The following is a 20,841-nucleotide window of genomic DNA, read 5'->3' on the forward strand; positions in this document are numbered from 1 at the left end:
CCGGCCTTCCTCCCGTCGGAAGGCCGGTACCTGTTCGGAAGGTCGCATCGCTGAGGCAGCAGGAGATCGTGCCATGGCCATCGCTATCATCGACACGCCCCAATCCGTAGCGGTTCACCTGCAAGTCTCCGGCGCATCCGTCGAGAACGACAGACAGCATCACGGCCGCGAGATCTATCGCCTGCTGACAGGCAGCGATCCTGCCGACGCTGTCATCGAGAGCGATTCCAGCTTCGACCGGCATGTGATTGCATCGATCCTTGCGGTGTCGGCGATGGAGCATGGCGCGCTCGCCGAGCGCGCGGGATTGTCCACCGTCGAGCTGATTGCACTGTTGGCGCAGCTGTTTCCCGCGGCGGCGATCGACTCCTCATGGCTGCCGATCAACGGCGCGTCGCCGGCTCCCGATGACGAAGAGATGACGATGGTGCGCGATCTGCTTGCCGCGCAGCGCTCGACCGAAGGCGACGTCAGCCGCTGGCTCGCGGCGATGGTCGCGCGGCGCGCGATGGAGCCGAAGCATCTCTGGGAGGATCTCGGCCTGCGCGAGCGCTCCGAACTGTCGCGGCTGCTGATGCGGCACTTTGCGCCGTTGGCCAGCCGCAACACGAGGAACATGCGCTGGAAGCGCTTCTTCTACCGGATGCTGTGCGAGGACGACGGCTTCGTGATGTGCACGACGCCGGTCTGCACCCAATGCAATGATTTCCAGCTCTGCTTCGGCGAGGAGAGCGGCGAGAGCCGGATGGCCGAGCGGCGCCGCGAGGTGGCGCTGCAGGAGGCGGCGAGCGCCGCGATGTGAGGTCGAGGACTGCAACGATGTTGATGGACCCCCAGCCTGGATCGCCGTGCCATTCGGAGAACGGGCGTTGTCCCGAAGCGGACACCTGCGACGGTGGCGAGGTCCTGATGCGCCGCTGCGAGGACGCGTTGCGACTGGCCGGTTTGCGCCCCACCCAGCAGCGCCAGCAACTCAGCCGGATTCTGTTCGGCAATGGAAACCGTCACATCACGGCTGACGTGCTCTATGCCGAAGCTGTCGCGACAGGCATGAAGATCTCGCAGGCCACCATCTACAATACGCTCAATCAGTTCGTGGAGCTCGGCCTGCTGCGGCAGATCGGCGTCGACGGCTCCCGGTCGTTCTTCGACACCAACACGACGATCCATCCGCATTTCTTCTATGAGGACGAAGGCGAACTCGTCGATGTGCCCGGGCATGTCGCGTTCGAGCAACTGCCTGAGCCGCTGCCGGGCTACGGCATGGAGCGGATCGACGTCGTCATCCATCTGCGCCGCAAGCGCCACGCCTGACCGCGCAGGCTGGCGCAGCACCCGCGCATTTCCCCGAAAGCCGTCCACGTTCGATTTCCGACCCTGTTACGAACCCGACAATGTGGGTTCGTCCAAAAAAAATCGGTAAATCAGCGACTTAATGTGACGTTCGGCGCTGGCATGGCGGTTGCTGAGTGACTTGCAGGCCGTGACGGAGCGCCGTGCTTCCCGGTCGATACAGGTTGCGACGGAGCAAGAGAATGCCTGACGTCTTCGGACAGCGCGGGCCCAGGAAGGCCCGGGATGCCGGCTTGACTGAAGGAGGCGCCGCCTCGGGGCCCCGGGTCATCCTCAACGACACCACGCTTCGTGACGGCGAGCAGGCCCCGGGCGTGGCGTTCGCCCTCGGAGAGAAGGTTGCGATTGCGCGCGCGCTGGCGCGGGCTGGCGTCCCCGAGATCGAGGCCGGCACGCCGGCGATGGGCGCCGACGAGATCGCAGCCATCCGCGCGATCGTCGAGGCGGATCTGCCGGCGACCATCATCGGCTGGTGCCGGATGCGCGAGGCCGATGTCGATGCCGCCATCGCGGCCGGTGTCTCGATGGTGAATGTCTCCATTCCAACATCGGACGTGCAGATCGCCGCCAAGCTCGGCGGCGGCCGCAATGCCGCTCTGGGCCTGCTCACGCGCGTGGTCGGCTATGCGCGAAGCCGCGGCCTGGACGTCGCCGTCGGTGGCGAAGATTCGTCGCGCGCCGATGTCGGCTTCCTGGCGGAGGTGATCGCGACGGCGAAATCGCTCGGGGCCCGGCGCTTCCGTGTCGCCGATACGCTGAGCGTGCTCGATCCCGACGCGACGTTTGCGCTCGTCAGATCGTTGCGCGCGACGACGGATCTGGAGATCGAGTTTCACGGCCATGATGATCTTGGGCTTGCGACCGCCAACACGCTCGCCGCAGTCAAGGCCGGTGCGACACATGCGTCGGTCACGGTCATCGGTCTCGGTGAGCGCGCCGGCAATGCGCCGCTGGAGGAGGTCGCGGTCGCCTTGCGGCAGCTCTACCGGCGTGACACCGGCATCGTGCTGGCGGAGCTCGACCATGTCGCCAACGTCGTCGCCGCCGCAGCCGCCCGCGCCATCCCGCTCAACAAGGCGATCGTCGGCGAGCACGTCTTCACCCACGAATCCGGCATTCACGTCGATGGCTTGTTGAAGGATCAGCGCACCTACCAGGCGCTCGATCCCGTGCTGTTCGGCCGCTCCAACCGCATCGTGATCGGCAAGCATTCGGGGCTGTCGGCGATCACGTCGCTGCTGTCCGATCTGCGCCTGCCGGCCAGCGCCGATCAGGCGCAGCGGATCCTGGCACGCGTGCGCAAGCATGCGGTGGTTCACAAGGGGCCGGTGCCGAAGGAGGCGGTCGCCGCCATCTGGCGCGAAGTCTGTGATCACCCGCTCGCGAGCTTTGCCTGACCATGAGCGACATCGCCGAGACCCCCATGAAGCCCATCGCAGCCGAAGCTGCCGTCCCGACGCTGCTCCGACTGATCCGCGAGGATATCGGTTGCGTGCGTTCGCGCGACCCGGCGGCGCGCAGCGAGATCGAGACATTGCTGACTTATCCGGGCATTCACGCGCTGATATGGCACCGCCTCGCCCATCGACTGTGGATCCGCGGCTGGCGCTTTCCGGCGCGGCTGTTGTCGTGGCTCGGACGCTTCCTGTCGAATGTCGACATCCATCCTGGCGCGCAGATCGGCCGGCGCTTCTTCATCGATCACGGCGCCTGCGTGGTGATCGGCGAGACCGCCGAGGTCGGTGACGATGTCACGCTCTATCACGGCGTCACCCTCGGCGGCACATCCTGGTCGCCGGGCAAGCGACATCCGACGCTGGAGAACGGCGTCGTGGTCGGTGCCGGTGCAAAGATCCTCGGGCCAATCACCATCGGGCCGCGCACCCGTGTCGGCGCCAACTCCGTCGTGATCCAGAGCACGCCGCCGGATGTCACCGTGGTGGGCATCCCGGCCAAGGTGGTGCGGCCGGAGTTCACCCACCGGCGCACCGTCGGCCGTATCGATCTGGATCATCACCTCATGCCGGATCCGGTCGGCGAAGCGCTGTCGGTGATGCTCGACCGCATCGAGTTCCTCGAAGCCCAGCTCGCCCATGTCCGGCAGAAGGTGCGCCAGGGACCACCGCCGCCGGCCCCGGCCCCGACCAGCGGCTGCGAGGTCGATCCGACTCTGACCCAAGGAGCAAAGCAATGAGTGCGGTAACCCCGAATGTGCTGGATCAATTGAAGCAGACCTCCGCGGCCGAAGAGTTCTTCAAGCTGCTCGAGGTCGACTACGATCCGAAGGTCCTGAACGTGTGCCGGCTGCACATTCTGCGGCGGATGGGCCAGTATCTCATCAGCGAGGACTTCTCCGAGGTTTCCAACGAGGAGATCGCCACCCGCTGCAAGTCCTTCCTGGCGCAGGCCTACCAGGATTTCGTCGTCTCCTCGCCACTCGATCAGCGCGTCTTCAAGGTGCTCAAGGAAGCCGTCGCGCCGCCCAAGCCGGCGCCGAAGCCGTTCGTGTCGCTGACATCCCTCAAGTAACAGCCGAACTCATCGGGACATCTTCAAGCGCCGCCAGCTAACTGGCGGCGCTTCCTCGTTTCAGCGCTCGATGCGCCACCTTGCGCCTGTCGCATTCCCGACGCGTGTTGCTTGCGACGTGTCGGACCTCTGCAAGCGTCCGCAGCACAAAATCAGGTCTCGGCCCCAAGTGCCTGAAACCGTGTTGGAATCAGCCGCATCCGAAACTGGTACGGCAATTGCTGTCCTCATCGCAGGCCCACACACCGGAGCGATCGCATGCATATCGTCGTCTGCATCAAGCAGGTCCCGGACTCCGCGCAGATCCGCGTGCACCCGGTGACCAACACCATCATGCGCCAGGGTGTGCCGACCATTATCAATCCCTACGATCTGTTCGCGCTGGAGGCGGCGCTGCAGCTGCGCGACAAGTTCGGTGGCGAAGTCACGGTGCTGACCATGGGGCCGCCGTCCGCCGAGGACTCGCTGCGTCGCGCTCTGACCTACGGGGCCGATCGCGCGGTGCTGCTGACCGATCGCTTCTTTGCCGGCGCCGATACGCTGGCCACGACCTACGCGCTGGCAACAGCCATTCGCAAGATCAGCGACACGTTCGGGGCGCCCGACATCGTATTCACCGGCAAGCAGACCATCGACGGCGACACCGCCCAAGTCGGTCCCGGCATCGCCAAGCGGCTCGGCCTGCTGCAGCTGACCTATGTGGCCAAGATCAACGAGGTCGATCCGGCTGCGCGCACGATCGAGGCCGAGCGCCGCTCGGAAGGTGGTGTGCAGGTGCTGAAGACGAAACTGCCCTGCTTGGTGACGATGCTCGAGGCGACCAACGAGATCCGCCGCGGCGCCATGGCCGACGCGCTGCGCGCGGCGCGTGCGCAGATCGTGACCTGGAGTGCGAAGGACGCCGGCGTCGAGGACATTTCCAAGTGCGGCCTGAAGGGCTCGCCGACCATCGTGAAGCGCGTGTTCGCGCCGTCGGCTCGCGCCGACAAGGCGGTCTTCGTCGATGTCTCGACGCGGCCGCCGGCGGAGGCGCTGATCGAGGAACTGTTCAAGCGCCAGCCGAAGCTCGAAGCCGAGCTCGTGACCTCGGCGCACGGCTTCTGACCCCCGCACGCGACATCGAGCTTCCTTCGGATCAACGGGACGACGACCATGAGCGAACCCACCAAAGCACCGCCTGCCGCAGCCGGTCGCGCCGCGACCAAAAAGGAGCTGCCGGAGCATTTCAAGGCCTACAAGCACGTCTGGGTGTTCATCGAGCAGGAGCGCGGGCAGGTTCACCCCGTGTCCTGGGAGCTGATGGGCGCCGGCCGTGAGCTTGCCGACAAGCTGAAGGTCGATCTTGCGGCGGTTGTGATCGGACCGCCGGGCGAGGCCGTTCAGCATGCGGCAGCCGAGTCGTTCTGCTATGGCGCGGATCTCGCCTATATCGTGGCCGACGAGGTACTCACCGACTATCGCAACGAAGCCTACACCAAGGCGCTGACCGACACGGTCAACACCTTCAAGCCGGAGATCCTGCTGCTCGGCGCCACCACGCTCGGGCGCGATCTCGCCGGCTCGGTCGCGACCACGCTGCTGACGGGGCTCACGGCCGACTGCACCGCGCTGGACGTCGATGCCGACGGCTCGCTCGCAGCCACGCGCCCGACCTTCGGCGGCTCGCTGCTGTGCACGATCTACACGCTGAACTACCGGCCGCAGATGGCGACGGTGCGCCCGCGCGTGATGCCGATGCCGGACCGCGTCGAGAGGCCCGCGACCCGGATCATCGAGCACAAGCTCGGCATGGTGGAGGAGGACATCGTCACCAAGGTGCTCTCCTTTATCCCGGATCGCGACTCCGCCAAGTCCAATCTCGCTTACGCCGACGTCGTCGTGGCCGGCGGCCTCGGGCTCGGCTCACCGGAGAACTTCCAACTCGTCAAGGGTCTCGCGTCGGTGCTCGGCGCCGAGTTCGGCTGCTCGCGGCCGCTGGTGCAGAAGGGCTGGGTCACCTCGGACCGGCAGATCGGCCAGACCGGCAAGACCATCCGGCCCAAGCTCTACATCGCCGCCGGAATCTCCGGCGCCATCCAGCATCGGGTCGGCGTCGAGGGGGCCGACCTGATCGTCGCCATCAACACCGACAAGAACGCGCCGATCTTCGACTTCGCGCATGTCGGCATCGTCACCGACGCGATCCGGCTGCTGCCGGCGCTCACCGAGGCATTCCGCGCACGACTGTCGCCGCATTCGCGCGACCGCATCGCAAGCTAGCCACCAGAGGAGCAGGGCAATGATCGAGGAACGTTTCGACGCGATCGTCGTGGGCGCCGGCATGGCCGGCAATGCGGCCGCGCTGACGATGGCCAAGCGCGGCATGAAGGTGCTGCAGCTCGAGCGGGGCGAGTATTCCGGCTCCAAGAACGTCCAGGGCGCCATTCTCTATGCTGACATGCTGGAGAAGCTGATCCCGGAGTTCCGCGAGGAGGCGCCGCTGGAGCGGCATCTGGTCGAGCAGCGCTTCTGGATGCTCGACGACAAGTCGCATGTCGGCCTGCACTACAAGTCGGACGACTTCAACGAGGAGAAGCCGAACCGGTATACGATCATTCGTGCTCAGTTCGACAAATGGTTCTCGTCCAAGGTCAAGGAAGCCGGCGCGACCGTGCTGTGCGAGACGACGGTGACCGAGCTGGCGCAGGACGCCTATGGCAAGGTCATCGGCGTCAAGACCGATCGCCGCGACGGTGAGATCCATGCCGATGTGGTCGTGCTGGCCGAGGGCGTCAACGGCCTGCTCGGCACCCGCGCCGGCCTGCGCGAGCGGCCGAAGCCGGAGAACGTTGCCCTGGCGGTCAAGGAGATGCATTTCCTGCCGCGCGAGACGATCGAGGCGCGCTTCAACCTCAAGGGCGACGAGGGCGCGGTCATCGAGGCCGCCGGCACGATCTCCCGCGGCATGACGGGAATGGGCTTCATCTACTCCAACAAGGAGTGCATCTCGCTCGGCATCGGCTGCCTCGTCTCCGACTTCCAGAAGACCGGCGAGACGCCCTACGGCCTGCTCGAGCGCTTCAAGCAACATCCGTCAGTGGCGCCGTTGATCGAGGGCTCCGAGGTCAAGGAGTACTCGGCGCATCTGATTCCCGAGGGGGGGTACAATGCGATCCCGGAGCTCTGCGGCGACGGCTGGGTCGTGGTCGGCGATGCCGCCCAGCTCAACAATGCCATCCATCGCGAGGGCTCCAACCTCGCCATGACCTCGGGCCGCATCGCGGCCGAAGCGATCTTCCAGGTCAAGTCGCGCCGCGATCCGATGACCAAGCAGAACCTCGCGCTCTACAAGAAGATGCTGGAGGAGTCCTTCGTCATCAAGGACCTGAAGAAATACAAGGACATGCCGGCACTGCTGCACAATCAGTCGCAGAATTTCTTCCTGACCTATCCGCAGCTGGTCTCGAAGGCGATGCAGAATTTCGTGCGGGTCGACGGCACCCCGAAGAAGGAGAAGGAGAGCAGCATGCTGCGCTCCTTCGTGAGCGCGCGGTCGTGGACGGGCCTGTTCGGCGATGCCTTCAAGTTTGCCCGGGCGTGGCGCTAATCGGTGAATGAAGCAAGCAATTGAAGCGAAGGGAGATCAGAGATGAGCACGGATGTCGCAGTGCGGGTCGAGGACAAGCTTTTCTACAATCGCTATCAGGTCGATTCCGGCCGGGCCCACATCAAGGTCCGCCCACATACGTCGCCGAGCCCGCAGCTGAAGGCATTGCTCAAGGCCTGTCCGGCGCGCTGCTACGAGCTGAATGATTCCGGTCAGGTCGAGATCACGGTGGACGGCTGCATCGAATGCGGCACCTGCCGTGTCATCGGCGAGGCCAGCGGCGACATCGAGTGGAGCTATCCGCGCGGCGGCTATGGCGTGCTGTTCAAGTTCGGCTGAGGACCGCTGACCGGACGGGCAGGCGATGCCGTGTCGGCTTTGCGACATCGCGCTGCTGCATTCCGCTCATGCTATATCGTATGAGATATAGATCATTGTGTTTGCGCGGCAGCTCTGCTTACATCTGAGTGCAGCAACGGTGCTGCGACCGCACGAGGAGCAGCCTGTGAAGCTGAGCGCAAGAAACGTCCTGCCGGGAACGGTCGTCTCCGTCTCGAAGGGAGCGACCACGGCGCATGTCAGGGTCGAGCTCGCCCCGGGATTGACGGTGTTTTCTGCCATCACCAACGAAGCCGTCGAGGAGCTCGCGCTCGCGGTCGGCGACAAGGTCTCCGCCGTGATCAAGTCGTCGGACGTGATGATCGGGAAATAGCGACCGGCTGCGGGGCGCTCGCGTGGGTCAGCCCGGCGGGTGAGCCGAGCTCAGGTCGAGCCACCACGCGTCCATCGCCGAGCGCGATGGCTGCAGCAGCGTGCCGATGTTCCCGGTGAAGCTTCGCCAGTCCTCGATGCATTTCTGGGGCACCGCGGTCAGCACCGGGATGCCGGAGGTGATCGCGTCGGCCAGCTCGTCGCGCAGGCCGCTGCCCGACGCCTCTTGCTTGGAGAACTTGTTGATGACGATGAGGTCGGCATGAGCGGCGATGGCGCGGTGAACGGCCATGCCGGCTTCGGCCAGGCCGGCCGAATCCAGCTTGCAGGCCGTGGATCCGCTGCCGAGGTCCTGGCAGATCGAGATCGTATCGCCGTTGCCGAGATCGATGACATCCATCCCGCTCTTCCTGCCGATCTCGTTCCGCGTATTGCGCTGGACGATGCCGCCGACGCGGACGCCGCGCCGCAGCAGTCCCTGGGCGAAATCGTCGAGCAGAACATCGGCGTCGTCGCCCGGTCCATAGAGGATCGCAGCGAGGCGGGGCGGCTTGAGATCGGATGGATCGGATTGATGATGCGACATCGCAGGGGGGCCTCGGAGGGCTGCAGTGAGTCCGTCCGGCCTGCCAGGCCAAGCTGGTCTGGTGATCGAATGCGGGCAGCCGGCCGCGACTATATCGATGATGCGGCCTGAAGAGAAAGGGGGGATATCGCGTGCCGACGACTGCCAGTCTCCATGACCTTGAGGCCCTGCTCCGTGACGACGTTCCCTATGGTGATCTGACGACGGACGCGCTCGGGATCGGCGCCGAGCCGGGGCAGATGCACTTCGCTGCGCGAGATCAGATGGTTGTGGCGCTGGCCGAAGATGCCGCAGCGCTGATCGAGCTCAGCGGCTGCCGGGTCGAGCTGCTCGCGGCCAGCGGAACGGTGCTGGAGAAGGGCGCGCCGATCCTACGAGCGCATGGGCCCGCTGCCGCTCTGCTGCGCAGCTGGAAGGTGGCGCAAACGCTGATCGAGATCTGGTCCGGAGTGGCGACCGAGGCCGCGGCGATCGTCAATGCGGCCCGCACCGTGACCCCGGGCATCGCGGTCGCCTGCACGCGCAAGAACGTGCCGGGGACGAAGCACTTTGCGGTCGCGGCCGTGAAGGCGGGCGGTGCCGTGATGCATCGCCTTGGACTGTCCGAAACGGTGCTCGTCTTCCCCGAGCACCGGGCGCTTCTTGGGGACGCTTCGCTGGCCGATGTCGTCGAGCGCTTGCGGCAGAGCGCGCCGGAGAAACGGCTCGTCATCGAGGTCTCGACCGTCGAGCAGGCCGTGGCGGCCGCGTCGGCCGGCTTCGAGGTCATTCAGGCCGAGAAGTTCGCTCCGGCTGACATCGAGGCTCTGGTCAGGCGGATCGACGCGATGGCCGCCCTGCGAATGCGGCCGATCGTTGCCGCCGCCGGCGGCGTCAATGCACAGAACGCGGCGGCTTACGCTGCAGCCGGCGCCGACCTGCTGGTCACGTCAGCGCCGTATCAGGCCCGCCCTCGCGACGTCCAGGTCCGGATCGCAAGAGCGTCTGTGCCCTGACCGGCAGCATCTATGGCGCCGGGCGGGCGGCCGGGTGCTTCTGGCGAGCCGCCCGCCACTCCAGGAATTCCCGGAACAGCTTGGGGTCGGACGGCGTGCCACTCGGCCTGGAATCGTTGACCTGGGCGTTCGCTCCGAGCACCTGCGCAGCCGGCATGTTGCGGTCGAGCCAGTCCTGCGCGGTCTTGAACCGGGTCCAGCCCGCGATGGGCGCCAGCGGCGCCACCTCCTGCCATTTGGGATGAAACGGCGGCCGCTGCAGCGCCTGCAGATCGCTGAACAGAGCCTCGACCAGCAGCGACAGCCGGCGATGGCGGTCGCTGCCGGGCTGCCAGTTGTACGAGGCGAGCAGGGCTTCGGCCGCGATCGTATTCACAGGCGCCGACCTGTTCACGAGGTTCGGATAGTCGTCGGCGGACAACTGCGCCGGAAGATACTCGTCATGCAAGGTCTTGTCGTATTCGACCGGCACCAGATGCAGATTCGGATCGTTGACCTGGCTGAGCCATTGCAGCGGCTTGCCCTCGACCGCGATGATCGCGTCGATGTCGCCTCGTCGCAGCATGTCCAGTGCCAGCCGCGGCTCGATGTACAGCAGATGCGGCCGGATGCCCAGGCGCTCGAAGATGTTGATCGACGTCACGAACGTGCCGCCATCGGGAAGGTCGACCGCGATGGTCTTGCCGTCGAGGTCGTTCAGGCTGGTGATCGATTTCGGCGCGACCACGTGCATCTCCTCATTGAACAGCTTGGCGACATAGACCAGCTGCTCACGCACGTTGTTGGCGAAATCCTTGCGCTCGAGGAAGGCCAGCGTATCCTTGCGGATGATGCCGGCATCGACGCCGCGCAGCAGCAGGATGTCGGCGACGGATTGTACGGAGCCGCGGCCAATCACGGGCAGCACGCGCAGCTCGGCGCCCTTGTCGAGCACCGATGCGAGATCCGCGCCCATGTTCGCATAGGTGCTGCCGAACGAGCCGGTCATCACCGTCACCGTGTTGGCGTTGAGCTGGCTGGCAAGGTCCTTCTTCGCCGTGCCGTAGCGGAAGATCGTCTTGAAGGACTCGCTCACGGTGCCGGGATCGATACCGCTGCGGACCGGACCGAAGCGCTGCCACTTTCCCCCGGTGAACTGCATCATCTGCATCTGCTCGAGCGGCGCATGGTCGTGGACGCTGGTGTTGATGGTGATGCCGGAGGTCAGCATCGGCACCTGGAGCCCCTTCAGTGACGAGGCCTGCTTCATGATGTTCTGACGCGACAGGTCGTCGCCGCATTTGCGCAGGACCGCCACCATCGTTTCGGCGACGATGTAGCCGTAGACTGAAAGCCCATTGCTGCGGGATACCTGCGGCAGATAGCGATCCATGAAGGCCGCCCATTCGCGGTGCGCCGGCTCGTCCGCGGTCGCCGTATCCTCCTCGTCGGTGAAATAATTGGCCGAGAGAATGCCTTCCGAATTCTGCGCGCCTGCCGCCAGCATCACGGCGGAGACGGAATCCGACACCGAGGTGAGAATGTGATCCGGCCGCCATCCGATCTCGGCAACACGGCGGATGGCCATGACGGCGAATTTGGGAGTGGTGACGTCGAGCAGGATGTCGGCGCCCGAGGCCTTCAGGGTCGCGATCTGCTGGTTGACGTTGGCGTCGGTGACCTTGTAGCCGGCCTCCGCCACGACGGGGATCTTGCCGCCAAGTCCGTCCTTGATGCCCTTGATGTAGTCCTTGCCGAAGTCGTCGTCCTGATAAAGGATCGCGATCTTGCCCTTCGTGTGGGTCTCAAGCAGGTACTGCGCGAAGATGTGGGCTTCGGTCTGGTAGCTCGGCTGAAAGCCCATGGTCCAGGGGAAGTCTTGCGACTGATCCCACTGCGAGGAGCCCGAGGCGACGAACAGCTGCGGGATCTTATTGACGTTCAGATAAGGGCGGGCGGCGAGGCTCGTGGCGGTGCCCAGACTGGCGAACATGAAGAGGACGTTGTCCTCCTCGACGAGCTTGCGTGTCATCTCCAAGGTCTTCTGCGGCACGTAGCCGTCATCATAGGAGATGAAGGTGATGCGCCGGCCGTTGATGCCTCCCTCGACGTTGATCTTGTTGAAGTACGCCGCGATCGTCTTGCCGATGACACCATAGGCGAGCGCGGGTCCGCTATAGGGCATCGTATTGCCGATGCGGATCTCGTTGTCGGCGGCCGAGGCGCCGCGAGCGTGCGCTGTGGCAAGCAGGAGCGCGAGCCCAAGGGCGAGGCATGCGCCCGTCCAGCCGCCGCCGATGCCAGCCGCTCGCGGCCGGAGCTGGCTGTTTCGCGTCCTTGCCGTACAGCCCCAGCCTGCCGCATTGATGCCCTGCATCGTCAATCCTCCCGTCGAAGTCTCTTCATTGAGCGCAGACGATTGATCGCGATCGCCGTTCCTCATTGAAGGCGGCGTGATCGCGTTGGTTCAGATCGATGTCTTGGTGGCGCCGCGCCCCGCTAGCGGACGGCGGATTGTTGAATGCGTCGGCTTGCTTCCAGCGAGCCTTGCTCGGCGGCCCGAAGGTACCAGGCCCTCGCCTTGGCGGCGTCCGGAATCGCACCGAGCAGCCTCAGCTTCGTCAACTCGATCGGATCATAGGTCCGCGCGAGCAGCAGCGAAGCGTCGGCATTTCCTGCGTCGGAGAGCCGGGTGAGAATCAGCCGTGCGCTTGCCACGTCACCGGCGGCCAGCAGATCCCGCCCACGTTTCATCAGCGCGTCGACTTCCTCGCGCGGCAACGGCACGGTGGTGCGAACCGGCGCCGCGGCCGGTGCTGGAGCGGGGTTGGCGAGGGCCAGGGCGTTCGAGGTATTCGGAGCCGGTGATGGGGATGACGTCGGCGGCCAGGCTCGCGCGGTGGTGTCGGGGCTGGCAGCCGCGATGATCGCCGAGGTCGCGCTCGGCGTGTCCTCCTGGGCAATCTTGGCTTCGGCCGGGTCGATCTGGGCAAGGCTCTCGAGCACCGCGGTCGGCATCAGTGCAGATTTGCCCTGGGGCGAGCCGGTGTCCTCGAAGTTCACCACGTTGACGACGATCATGGCCACGGACGCGGCAATGCCGATCGCCGCGCCGACCTTGATCAGGCCCCCGATGCGAAACGACTTGTCATTGTCTTCCGGCGGAAGCGGCATGACGACGGGATCGAGCGTTGGGCTCAACAGGCCGCGGCGAAATTGTTCATCGGCCAGATCGTTGACGGCAGGATGCGCCATCAACGCATTTGGCCGGGCGATCAGATGTGAGGGCAACGGGACGGTCTCGGCAAGCGATTCGGCGCCATCCGAACCACCATCGCTGTGATGCCGCCGCGGCGCGTATTTTCGGAGCTCCTCGGCTGCCCAAGGCGCCGTCGGCTTGACTGATTGGTTCTGAACTGGAGCACTCATTACTAGCCTCCTGCCTCCCACGATCGAGTCGTGGAAGAGATCGTCAGGGCGTCAGGCGCGCGCAATCCAACCGAGGTTCGCATATTGAAGCGGAGCCGGGAAGCGGCACCAACGCTCCTGCCGATACGGTTTCCTTCCGACATGCGCGCCACCCCTTTTGCGCGTCCTGGTCACAATCGTTCTTCTTACCTTTAAGCTGATCAATGTTCTTGGCGGGAAGGGTGAGTAGGTGAGGCTATTCTATGGAAATTTCCCGGCCGGCCCACTGACCCGATGCTCGCAATACGCGAAACTGTTAACAAAGCTGCGCGGCGCGGGAGCGGAAATTGCAGTATTAAAATACCATCACTTCGTCCGTACTGACGTGTTCGCGTCGCTTTGATGCGACATATGCCGCGTGGCGGGCCCAAGGACGATACAACCATCGCGCGAGGCATCCAAGCCAAATGCGGCCGGACAGGGCCGGCCGTATTCACAGATCGATCGTTTTTTTCGGCCGAGAAGGGCATGGACGCGGCCGCGATCCTCAAGCGGGCAACCGACTGAATCGCGACTGCGCCGAAGCGACGTCAGCTTCCGGCGATCGGCCAGCTGTCGACGATGCTGAAGCGGCCCGCACGGCTCGGCTGCCGGAACAGCGCAATCCGGTCGATGACGAGCGAGGCGAGGCCGAGCGCCGCGAACCGGTCTTGCAGCATCGCGAGAATGGGACGCCGCCGCTCATCGGAAAGCCGGCAGGTCAGGGTCATGTGGAAGCGAAAATCGTCCATGACATAGGGATAGCCCCAGCGGTCGAGGTGGTCGCGCTGGCGCGGCGTCAGCAAATCCGGCTTGCGCCGAGCGCGGTCTTCCGCGCTCATGCGGGCCCGGAAGGGCTCGAACGTCTCGACGCAAGCGGCTGCGAGTTGTTGAAGAGCAGGTGATCCCTCGCCGGGGATGACAGCAATGAATCCGCTAATTGCGTCCACGACGGGACGGATGATCGGCACGGTCTTCCAAGCCGCCGCAAAGGCGGCGCAGGCGGCGCACAGCTCTGCTTCGGTGCTGGCGTCGTTCAGCGGAAACGGCGCCTTCAGCGTGGCATGGAAGCCGTATTTGCGGGCGTCCGCGGTCATCTCGGCCCAATCCGGCAGCGCATCGACGACCTCGCTCGGAAACGGTCGTTCGCTGCCGGTCCACGCATCGTAGCCGAGCAGATCCGCACCAAACGTGGCCAGCGGCGTGTCAGTCGCCGGCGTGTAGTAGATCGCATAGCGTGGGACGTCAGCCATCGAAGCTACTCCGCCGCCACTGCGCGCCTCGCCGCGCCGCTGCCCAGGCGCCCGACCTCGGTGAGATAGACCAGCCGGCCGGCCGCGATCACCGCGACCACGCGCGGGCGCATCGGCATGCTGGCGTCGACCAGCACGATGTCTGCACGAGCCCCGGCGGCGAGAGCGCCGCGGTCCGACAAGCCGGCCGCGTGCGCAGGGCCGGCGGAGATCAGACTCCAGGCCTGCGCCAACGGCAATATGCCGTCGGCGGCAAGCCGATAGGCGGCCAGCAGCGGCGCAGGATAGTAGTAGTCGGACGCCAGCACCGAGCACAGGCCCTTGGCGATCATGTCGCTCGCCCTGGTCCAACCGGTGTGGCTGCCGCCGCGCACGACGTTGGGCGCGCCGAACACGATGGCGTCACCGCCAGCGGCGGCCTCGCGTGCCGTCTCCTCGTTGACGGGAAACTCCGCGATCTCGACACCCTGTCCGCGGAAGACGCGGCGCATCTCCGGGCTCTCGTCGTCGTGCGACAGCATGCGGATGCCGGACCGGCGCGCGATGGCGGCGAGACGCGCGACGGAGGCCGGCACGGCATCGGCGCGGGACACGATACGCGCGACGAGACGATCGAAGTCCTCGCCGGACAGGCCGGTGCGATCGACCATGCGCTGCCGCTTGTGCGGCTTGTCGAGGCTCGCGACGGTCGAAGCCATGTGATCGTTGAAGGCGAACAGGTCGATGCGGCGCGCCGCGAGCAATCGGCTGATTTCGTCCTCGTCGTCGAGATTGAAGGTCTCGTGGCGCAGATGGAAGCGCGTATCGGCCGCAAGCCTGGGCCGCAGGCTTTCGATCGCTTCGAGCAGCTGACGCGCATTGCCCGCGCTGCGCAGGCCGGGTTCCCACGACCAGGTCGTGGCGTGGAAAACCGTGGTGATGCCGTTGCTGATCGCCTGGCGGTCGCTGTCGACGAGCGCGACGTCAATCGGGAAATCGACGCCGGCGCGCGGCATCATCTGGCGCTCGAACGCATCGCCGTGGATGTCGACGATCCCGGGAAGCACCGTGAGGCCGGATGCGTCCAGATCGAGATCTGCGCCTCGTGTCGCGCCATCGAGGCCGGCGATCACGCCGTTCGATATTTGCAGCGATGTGTCGGCAAGGTCGGAGCCGATCAGGCAGCGGCCGGAGAAGATGGAAATGTTGGTCATTGGGCGGCACTTTGCCGCACGAGGCGCCCGCCGTCGAGAGCTTCGTATTTGTCCAGGAACGCGCCGATCGCCAGCCCGCGGAAATCCGGCAGGGCCGCGCGAAGCGCGTCATGGGTCCAATCCCACCAAGAGAGCGCGACGAGGCGCTGCTCGATGTCGATCGGAAAGCGGCGCTTGATCACGCGTGCTGGATTGCCGGCGACGATGGTGTAGGGGGCCACGTTCTTGGTGACGACGGCACCCGCCGCCACCACGGCGCCGGTGCCGATGTTGCGCCCCGGCAGCACGATCGCGCCATGGCCGATCCAGACGTCATGACCGATATCGACATGATGCTGCCTGCGCCAAGCGAAGAACTCGGTGTCGTCGGCCTCACCTTCGAAATAGGCGCTGGCGCGATAGGTGAAGTGGGCTTGGGTCGCGCGATGCATCGGATGGTTGCCGGGATTGATGCGGGTCATCGCTGCAATCGAACAGAACTTGCCGATCGTCGTGTAGGTGATCTGGGCGTCGTTGACGACATAGGAGTAGTCGCCCATCGTCACCTCGTGGAGAATGGTGCGAGCACCGACCTCGCAATAGGCGCCGAGGCGCGTTTCGTGGAGTTTTGCGCTGGCATCGACGGTGGGCTCAGTGGAAAGCGATTTGCCGGCCATGTCTGGATCTGTTCCTTGGAAATCGACAACAAGGTCTAAGGTGCTCGTCATGACAGTTGCGTGACACGAGAGTGACAGCGCCGCCGTCGGTGTGGATGAGGGAGCCGGCGTAAGCAGACTGTCATATAACTGTTGAGTCCAGCCGCTAGCGATGGGGCAAAGAGAGGCGTCTGGAGAATTCCATGCTGGTGGTCAATGGTCTGACGTGCCGTTTCGGCACGAAAGCCGCGGTCGACAATGCGTCCTTTTCGGTGGTGCCCGGCAGCTTCGTCGGTGTGATCGGACGCTCCGGTGCCGGAAAATCGACCCTGTTGCGCGCCATCAACCGGCTCAGCCCGGTCAGCTCCGGACAAGTTCTGTTCGGGCATCTCGATGTGACGGCGCTGCGCGGCCGTGAGCTGCGCAAGTGGCGCGCCCGCTCGGCGATGATCTTCCAGCAGTTCAACCTGGTTGGCCGGCTCGACGTGCTCACCAACGTCCTGATGGGCCGGCTTGCCGAGATTCCGTCTTGGCGCTCGCTCGCGCAGCTGTGGCCTGCCGAGGATGTTGCGCTCGCGCTGTCTGCGCTCGAGCAGTTCGACATGGCGTCGCTTGCTGCGCAGCGCGCCGATCAACTCTCGGGCGGACAGCAGCAGCGCGTCGCGATCGCGCGGGCGCTGGTGCAGAATCCCGAGATCATCCTCGCCGACGAGCCGATCGCCTCGCTCGATCCCCGCAACACCCGGATCGTGATGGATGCGCTGCTGCGAATCAACAAGCATTTCGGAATCACCGTGGTCTGCAACCTGCATTCGCTCGATCTGGCGCGCAGCTATTGCGATCGCTTTATCGGCATGGCCGCTGGACGGATCGTTTTCGACGATTTGCCCGCCGCGCTGACCGCGCAGATCGCGCGCGAGCTCTACGATCTCGAGGCCGACGACGTCATGGATAGCGTCCGGCCCGTGCCGCCCGTAACCGTTCCGGCTTTCGGCGAAGCCGCCGTGGCCTGAGGCGTGAGTCACGCTGATTTCAGCCGTCGCATCTCGTGGCGGCCCAACCCTACGACAGCAACAAGAGGATTTGCCATGATCAATCGTCGCGTCATCCTGGCGGGCGTTGCCGCGCTTGCCTTCGCCGGTTCGGCCTCGGCCGAGGATTGGAAGGCCAAATATCCGGAGCTGACCTTCGCGGTCATCCCGGCCGAGAACGCTTCGGGCGTCACCGAGCGCTGGACGCCGTTCGTCAACTACCTGTCCAAGGAGCTCGGCACCAAGGTGACGCTCCGCATCGCCAACGACTATGCGGCCGTGATCGAAGGTCAGCGCGCCGGCAACATCCACATCGCGAGCTACGGCTCAGCCTCGTTCGCTCGTGCGCGCCTGACCGGCGTCAAGATCGACGCCTTCGCCAACGACATCAACGCCGATGGCAGCACCGGCTATTATTCGGTGTTCTTCGTCAAGGCAGCCAGCCCGTACCAGAAGGTCGAAGACCTCAAGGGCAAGAATCTGGGCCTCGTCGATCCGAATTCGACCTCGGGCAACAACGTGCCGCGTTTCGAACTCAACAAGATGGGCGTGACCGATGCCGAGACCTATTTCAGCAAGGTCGTCTTCGCCGGCAGCCACGAGAATGCGATCCTCGCGCTCGCCCAGGGTACCGTCGACGTCGCCGCCAACCAGTGGACCAGCGACAACGACTCGACGCTGGCGCAGATGCTCACCAAGGGCATGCTGAAGAACGCCGACGGCTCGCCGATGAAGAAGGACGACTTCCGCATCATCCACAAGTCGGCGCCGATCATCAACGGGCCCTATGCCTACAATTCGGATCTGCCGGCCGACCTGAAGGCGGCGATCGCCAAAGCGTTCTTCGATGCCCCGGCCAAGGACAAAGCGGCGTTCGACCGTCTCTCCGACGGCCAGAAGAAGGGGTTCCATCCGGCCACGACCAAGGACTGGGATGGCACGATTGACCTGATCAAGTTCGTCGACAGCCTGCGCAAGAAGGCGTCCTGATCCGAACTGCCTGCGACGGTGAGCCGGGCCTGTAAAGGCCCGGCTCTTGTCGTGCGGCAAACCGAGTCGTCTTGAAGCAGGGACAGCATAGGCCCGATGACGGTCGCCGTTTCCATCCTTCCGAGCCAGCAGCTTGCGGCTCTGAACGACGCCTATCGCCGGGCGGTCGCGCGACGCCGCCTGCGGTTTGCGGTCTCGATGGCGGCGTTTCTCGCCGTTCTCCTCGTTGCCGCCGTCGGCGCCGAGGTCAACTTGGCGACGCTCTTCACGTATTTCGGCAACTTCGTCAGCTATTTCGACCGCCTCTTCACGCTCGATGACGGTCACCGCGTCTGGACCAATTTTTCCGAGTGGTTCTGGGGCTTCAGGAAGTGGATCAAGCTGCTCGGTGAGACGCTGCTGATCAGCTATGTCGGCACGCTCGCGGGCATGCTGCTCGCGTTTTGTCTCAACTTCCTTGCGGCCGAGAACACTTCGCCGGCGCCGTGGATCCGGTTCGCCGTGCGCCGGCTGCTCGAATTCGCGCGTACCGTTCCGGGCATCGTATTTGCGCTGATCTTCGTCATCGCCTTCGGCCTCGGACCGGTGGCCGGTGTGCTCGCGATCGCCCTCCATTCCACCGGCGCGCTCGGCAAGCTGTTTTCCGAGGTGGTCGAGAACGCCGACATGAAGCCGGTCGAAGGTGTCAGGGCCACCGGCGCGAGCTGGCTCTCGTGCATGCGCTTTGCCGTGCTGCCGCAGGTCATCGCCGGCTTTTCGAGCTACACGCTGCTGCGCTTCGAGATCAACGTTCGCGAGGCATCCGTCATGGGCTTCGTCGGTGCCGGCGGCATCGGTCAGGAGCTCGTGGTCGCAGTCCGCAAGTTCTATTATTCCGATGTCAGCGCCATCCTCGTGATGATCGTGGTGACGGTGTTCCTGATCGACATCGGCACCGGCTGGCTCCGCGGGCGGCTGTTCGGCGCGGAGGCGCGGACATGAGCCTTCCGGATACGCCGGACCAGACGCAGCTTCGTGAGCACTATCCGCAGATCTTCAATCGGCCGATGTCGGCGCGGCTGGCGACGCCATTGGTGCTGCTGCTCGCGCTTGCAGTGTTCGTCTTCGGCCTCGTGGACCTGGAGTTCTCGCCGTCGCGCATTCTGTCGGGTCTGAGCCAGCTCGGCTGGATCGCGCGCCTGATGCTGCCGCCCGATCCGGGCGGGTCGCTGCCGATCTATCTCAAGGCGCTCGGCGAGACGCTGTCGATCGCAGTACTTGGCACCACGCTCGCCGCCTGCGCGGCGTTCCCGGTGAGCCTGCTCGCGGCACGCAACGTGATTCCGTCAGCGATCTTCCGGTTTCCCGTGCGCCGGCTGTTCGACACCATCCGCGGCGTTGACACGCTGATCTGGGCGCTGGTCTGGATCAATGTCGTCGGACTCGGGCCGTTCGCCGGCGTGCTTGCGATTGCGGTCTCCGATTTCGGCGCGCTCGGCAAGTTGTTCTCGGAGGCGTTGGAGGGCGCCGACCGCAAGCAGGTCGAAGGCGTGCGCGCCGCCGGCGGCAGCGCTCTGCATGAGATCCGCTTCGGCCTGCTGCCGCAGGTGCTTCCTGTGATCGCCGGCCAGGTGCTCTACTTCGTCGAATCCAATACGCGCTCGGCGACCATCATCGGCATCGTCGGTGCAGGAGGAATCGGGCTGCAGCTTGCCGAGCAGATTCGGGTGCTGGAATGGCAGAAGGTGTCGTTCCTGATCCTGATGATCCTGGTGGCGGTGGCCGCGATCGATTGGATCTCGAATAGGCTGCGCTTCGCCATCATCGGCCGCCGCGCGGTGGCCTAGCCTTCCACCTCGAAGGTGACGCGCTCGGCGGCGAAGCGCGAGCGCTTGCTGACCAGCGGCGTGCCGTCGGCATCGACATCGGTGCTGTCGACCACCAGGACCGGGCGTCCGAGCGCGAGATCGAGCCGCGCGGCGTCGCTTGCATCGGCGATCGCCGCAGTGATGCGGGTTGCGCCGCGGCGATAATCGCGGATTCCATAGTGCGCCAGCAGGGCCGTCATCGAGCGGGTCGCGGCGAAAACCCGTCCCGCGTCCGGAAACCGCTCGGCCGCCAGCCAGGACGTGCTGACGCAGATCGGCGTCTTGTCGGCAAAGCGCAGCGCATCGATGCGTGTGAGGGGCGTGCCGGTCTTCAATCCCAGGAGGCGCGCGAGCTCGCGCGTTGCGGGCTCCTCGGAGGCTGCGATCAGCTGCCCGCGCGGCTCGCGGCCGCCGGCGCCCACGATCTCCGAGAAGCGGGTACGCGATCGTAGTGGATAGGACAGGCGGGGGGCTTCCACGTAAGTGCCGCTGCCGCGCTCGGCGCGCACCAGCCCGCGCTCGGCCAGTGTCGCCAGCGCGCGCCGCACGGTGTGGCGGTTGACCCGGTAAGTCTCCGCGATTTCGGTCTCGCCGGGCAGGCGCGTTCCGGCGGCGAAGCGGCCATCGGCAATGTCGCGCTCGATCCCGTCGGCGACCCGTCGCCACAGGGCGACGCCCGAATCGGCGTTCTGCATGCTCAATCGCA

22 protein-coding genes are annotated in these 20,841 nt (G+C 65.3%); 15 read left to right on the top strand and 7 right to left on the bottom strand.

Annotated elements, in window-relative coordinates:
• The first annotated feature begins 73 nt into the window (after positions 1-73).
• The 10 genes from ACQR1I_RS08345 to ACQR1I_RS08390 all read left to right on the top strand — a co-directional run bounded on the left by ACQR1I_RS08345 (position 74) and on the right by ACQR1I_RS08390 (position 8,180).
• Positions 74-802: a nitrogen fixation protein NifQ gene (locus ACQR1I_RS08345; RefSeq protein ID WP_434870436.1), complete on the top strand. Its 729-nt coding sequence runs from the start codon at positions 74-76 to the stop codon at positions 800-802.
• A 17-nt stretch (positions 803-819) separates the two neighbouring features.
• Positions 820-1,314, top strand: coding sequence for an iron response transcriptional regulator IrrA (gene irrA, locus ACQR1I_RS08350; protein WP_434870435.1), 495 nt, complete (start codon positions 820-822; stop codon positions 1,312-1,314).
• Between the two features lie 221 nt (positions 1,315-1,535).
• Complete coding sequence (nifV, locus tag ACQR1I_RS08355; RefSeq protein WP_434870434.1) at positions 1,536-2,750, top strand: homocitrate synthase; 1,215 nt, start codon at positions 1,536-1,538, stop codon at positions 2,748-2,750.
• Positions 2,751-2,752: 2 nt separating this feature from the next.
• The gene (cysE, locus tag ACQR1I_RS08360; protein WP_434870433.1) at positions 2,753-3,547 is read left to right on the top strand and encodes a serine O-acetyltransferase; all 795 of its coding nucleotides are present in this window, start codon (positions 2,753-2,755) and stop codon (positions 3,545-3,547) included.
• Positions 3,544-3,882 (top strand): nitrogenase stabilizing/protective protein NifW, encoded by a 339-nt coding sequence (gene nifW, locus ACQR1I_RS08365; RefSeq protein WP_434870432.1) that lies wholly within the window; start codon positions 3,544-3,546, stop codon positions 3,880-3,882. The genes cysE and nifW overlap by 4 nt, the downstream gene beginning before the upstream one ends.
• Before the next feature lie 258 nt (positions 3,883-4,140).
• Entirely contained in the window at positions 4,141-4,986 is an 846-nt protein-coding gene (locus ACQR1I_RS08370; RefSeq protein ID WP_434870431.1) for an electron transfer flavoprotein subunit beta/FixA family protein, read from the top strand.
• Between the two features lie 48 nt (positions 4,987-5,034).
• Complete coding sequence (locus ACQR1I_RS08375) at positions 5,035-6,141, top strand: electron transfer flavoprotein subunit alpha/FixB family protein (RefSeq protein WP_434870430.1); 1,107 nt, start codon at positions 5,035-5,037, stop codon at positions 6,139-6,141.
• A gap of 19 nt (positions 6,142-6,160) precedes the next feature.
• Positions 6,161-7,468 carry an FAD-dependent oxidoreductase gene (locus ACQR1I_RS08380; protein ID WP_434870429.1) on the top strand — a complete coding sequence of 436 codons (1,308 nt, stop codon included), beginning with the start codon at positions 6,161-6,163 and terminating at the stop codon, positions 7,466-7,468.
• 42 nt (positions 7,469-7,510) lie between these two features.
• A complete protein-coding gene (locus ACQR1I_RS08385) occupies positions 7,511-7,807 on the top strand; it encodes a ferredoxin family protein (RefSeq protein ID WP_434870428.1) in 297 nt (98 codons plus the stop codon).
• Positions 7,808-7,973: 166 nt separating this feature from the next.
• Positions 7,974-8,180: a TOBE domain-containing protein gene (locus tag ACQR1I_RS08390; RefSeq protein ID WP_434870427.1), complete on the top strand. Its 207-nt coding sequence runs from the start codon at positions 7,974-7,976 to the stop codon at positions 8,178-8,180.
• A 27-nt stretch (positions 8,181-8,207) separates the two neighbouring features.
• On the opposite strand, the gene ACQR1I_RS08395 is transcribed toward ACQR1I_RS08390, so the two are convergent.
• Positions 8,208-8,765 carry a DUF2478 domain-containing protein gene (locus ACQR1I_RS08395; RefSeq protein ID WP_434870426.1) on the bottom strand — a complete coding sequence of 186 codons (558 nt, stop codon included), beginning with the start codon at positions 8,763-8,765 and terminating at the stop codon, positions 8,208-8,210.
• Between the two features lie 131 nt (positions 8,766-8,896).
• Here ACQR1I_RS08395 and modD point away from each other — a divergent pair, with 131 nt between their 5' ends.
• Positions 8,897-9,760, top strand: a complete 864-nt coding sequence (gene modD, locus ACQR1I_RS08400) for a ModD protein (protein WP_434870425.1) — start codon at positions 8,897-8,899, stop codon at positions 9,758-9,760.
• Positions 9,761-9,770: 10 nt separating this feature from the next.
• Here modD and ACQR1I_RS08405 read toward each other — a convergent pair whose 3' ends face one another.
• From ACQR1I_RS08405 to ACQR1I_RS08425, 5 genes are all read right to left on the bottom strand, one after another.
• On the bottom strand, positions 9,771-12,116 hold the full coding sequence (locus tag ACQR1I_RS08405; RefSeq protein WP_434870424.1) for an ABC transporter substrate-binding protein: 2,346 nt from the start codon (positions 12,114-12,116) through the stop codon (positions 9,771-9,773).
• 122 nt (positions 12,117-12,238) lie between these two features.
• Complete coding sequence (locus ACQR1I_RS08410) at positions 12,239-12,994, bottom strand: sel1 repeat family protein (protein ID WP_434870423.1); 756 nt, start codon at positions 12,992-12,994, stop codon at positions 12,239-12,241.
• A 743-nt stretch (positions 12,995-13,737) separates the two neighbouring features.
• On the bottom strand, positions 13,738-14,439 hold the full coding sequence (locus tag ACQR1I_RS08415; protein ID WP_434870422.1) for a DUF1045 domain-containing protein: 702 nt from the start codon (positions 14,437-14,439) through the stop codon (positions 13,738-13,740).
• A gap of 5 nt (positions 14,440-14,444) precedes the next feature.
• Complete coding sequence (locus tag ACQR1I_RS08420) at positions 14,445-15,632, bottom strand: alpha-D-ribose 1-methylphosphonate 5-triphosphate diphosphatase (RefSeq protein ID WP_434870421.1); 1,188 nt, start codon at positions 15,630-15,632, stop codon at positions 14,445-14,447.
• Complete coding sequence (locus tag ACQR1I_RS08425) at positions 15,629-16,288, bottom strand: chloramphenicol acetyltransferase (RefSeq protein ID WP_434870420.1); 660 nt, start codon at positions 16,286-16,288, stop codon at positions 15,629-15,631. Before ACQR1I_RS08425 ends, ACQR1I_RS08420 begins: the two co-directional genes overlap by 4 nt.
• Before the next feature lie 182 nt (positions 16,289-16,470).
• Between ACQR1I_RS08425 and phnC the strand changes: the two genes are divergently transcribed.
• The 4 genes from phnC to phnE (ACQR1I_RS08445) all read left to right on the top strand — a co-directional run bounded on the left by phnC (position 16,471) and on the right by phnE (ACQR1I_RS08445) (position 20,114).
• Complete coding sequence (gene phnC / locus ACQR1I_RS08430) at positions 16,471-17,280, top strand: phosphonate ABC transporter ATP-binding protein (protein WP_434870419.1); 810 nt, start codon at positions 16,471-16,473, stop codon at positions 17,278-17,280.
• A 75-nt stretch (positions 17,281-17,355) separates the two neighbouring features.
• Positions 17,356-18,288, top strand: a complete 933-nt coding sequence (phnD, locus tag ACQR1I_RS08435; RefSeq protein ID WP_434870418.1) for a phosphonate ABC transporter substrate-binding protein — start codon at positions 17,356-17,358, stop codon at positions 18,286-18,288.
• Positions 18,289-18,384: 96 nt separating this feature from the next.
• Positions 18,385-19,269, top strand: coding sequence for a phosphonate ABC transporter, permease protein PhnE (gene phnE / locus ACQR1I_RS08440; RefSeq protein WP_434870417.1), 885 nt, complete (start codon positions 18,385-18,387; stop codon positions 19,267-19,269).
• Positions 19,266-20,114, top strand: coding sequence for a phosphonate ABC transporter, permease protein PhnE (phnE, locus tag ACQR1I_RS08445; protein ID WP_434870416.1), 849 nt, complete (start codon positions 19,266-19,268; stop codon positions 20,112-20,114). Before phnE (ACQR1I_RS08440) ends, phnE (ACQR1I_RS08445) begins: the two co-directional genes overlap by 4 nt.
• Here phnE (ACQR1I_RS08445) and phnF read toward each other — a convergent pair.
• Positions 20,111-20,836, bottom strand: coding sequence for a phosphonate metabolism transcriptional regulator PhnF (gene phnF / locus ACQR1I_RS08450; protein WP_434870415.1), 726 nt, complete (start codon positions 20,834-20,836; stop codon positions 20,111-20,113). The two genes, phnE (ACQR1I_RS08445) and phnF, sit on opposite strands and share 4 nt — an antisense overlap.
• Positions 20,837-20,841: the final 5 nt, after the last annotated feature.

This window comes from Bradyrhizobium sp. HKCCYLS2038 (assembly GCF_051167655.1).
Taxonomy (GTDB): domain Bacteria; phylum Pseudomonadota; class Alphaproteobacteria; order Rhizobiales; family Xanthobacteraceae; genus Bradyrhizobium.

Excerpts from the sequence above, each read along its gene's own strand:
- ACQR1I_RS08345 (WP_434870436.1), top strand. The coding sequence starts at position 74 with ATGGCCATCGCTATCATCGACACGCCCCAATCCGTAGCGGTTCACCTG.
- irrA (WP_434870435.1), top strand. The coding sequence starts at position 820 with ATGTTGATGGACCCCCAGCCTGGATCGCCGTGCCATTCGGAGAACGGG.
- nifV (WP_434870434.1), top strand. The coding sequence starts at position 1,536 with ATGCCTGACGTCTTCGGACAGCGCGGGCCCAGGAAGGCCCGGGATGCC.
- cysE (WP_434870433.1), top strand. The coding sequence starts at position 2,753 with ATGAGCGACATCGCCGAGACCCCCATGAAGCCCATCGCAGCCGAAGCT.
- nifW (WP_434870432.1), top strand. The coding sequence starts at position 3,544 with ATGAGTGCGGTAACCCCGAATGTGCTGGATCAATTGAAGCAGACCTCC.
- ACQR1I_RS08370 (WP_434870431.1), top strand. The coding sequence starts at position 4,141 with ATGCATATCGTCGTCTGCATCAAGCAGGTCCCGGACTCCGCGCAGATC.
- ACQR1I_RS08375 (WP_434870430.1), top strand. The coding sequence starts at position 5,035 with ATGAGCGAACCCACCAAAGCACCGCCTGCCGCAGCCGGTCGCGCCGCG.
- ACQR1I_RS08380 (WP_434870429.1), top strand. The coding sequence starts at position 6,161 with ATGATCGAGGAACGTTTCGACGCGATCGTCGTGGGCGCCGGCATGGCC.
- ACQR1I_RS08385 (WP_434870428.1), top strand. The coding sequence starts at position 7,511 with ATGAGCACGGATGTCGCAGTGCGGGTCGAGGACAAGCTTTTCTACAAT.
- ACQR1I_RS08395 (WP_434870426.1), bottom strand. The coding sequence starts at position 8,765 with ATGTCGCATCATCAATCCGATCCATCCGATCTCAAGCCGCCCCGCCTC.
- ACQR1I_RS08405 (WP_434870424.1), bottom strand. The coding sequence starts at position 12,116 with ATGCAGGGCATCAATGCGGCAGGCTGGGGCTGTACGGCAAGGACGCGA.
- ACQR1I_RS08410 (WP_434870423.1), bottom strand. The coding sequence starts at position 12,994 with ATGGCGCATCCTGCCGTCAACGATCTGGCCGATGAACAATTTCGCCGC.
- ACQR1I_RS08415 (WP_434870422.1), bottom strand. The coding sequence starts at position 14,439 with ATGGCTGACGTCCCACGCTATGCGATCTACTACACGCCGGCGACTGAC.
- ACQR1I_RS08420 (WP_434870421.1), bottom strand. The coding sequence starts at position 15,632 with ATGACCAACATTTCCATCTTCTCCGGCCGCTGCCTGATCGGCTCCGAC.
- ACQR1I_RS08425 (WP_434870420.1), bottom strand. The coding sequence starts at position 16,288 with ATGGCCGGCAAATCGCTTTCCACTGAGCCCACCGTCGATGCCAGCGCA.
- phnC (WP_434870419.1), top strand. The coding sequence starts at position 16,471 with ATGCTGGTGGTCAATGGTCTGACGTGCCGTTTCGGCACGAAAGCCGCG.
- phnD (WP_434870418.1), top strand. The coding sequence starts at position 17,356 with ATGATCAATCGTCGCGTCATCCTGGCGGGCGTTGCCGCGCTTGCCTTC.
- phnE (WP_434870417.1), top strand. The coding sequence starts at position 18,385 with ATGACGGTCGCCGTTTCCATCCTTCCGAGCCAGCAGCTTGCGGCTCTG.
- phnE (WP_434870416.1), top strand. The coding sequence starts at position 19,266 with ATGAGCCTTCCGGATACGCCGGACCAGACGCAGCTTCGTGAGCACTAT.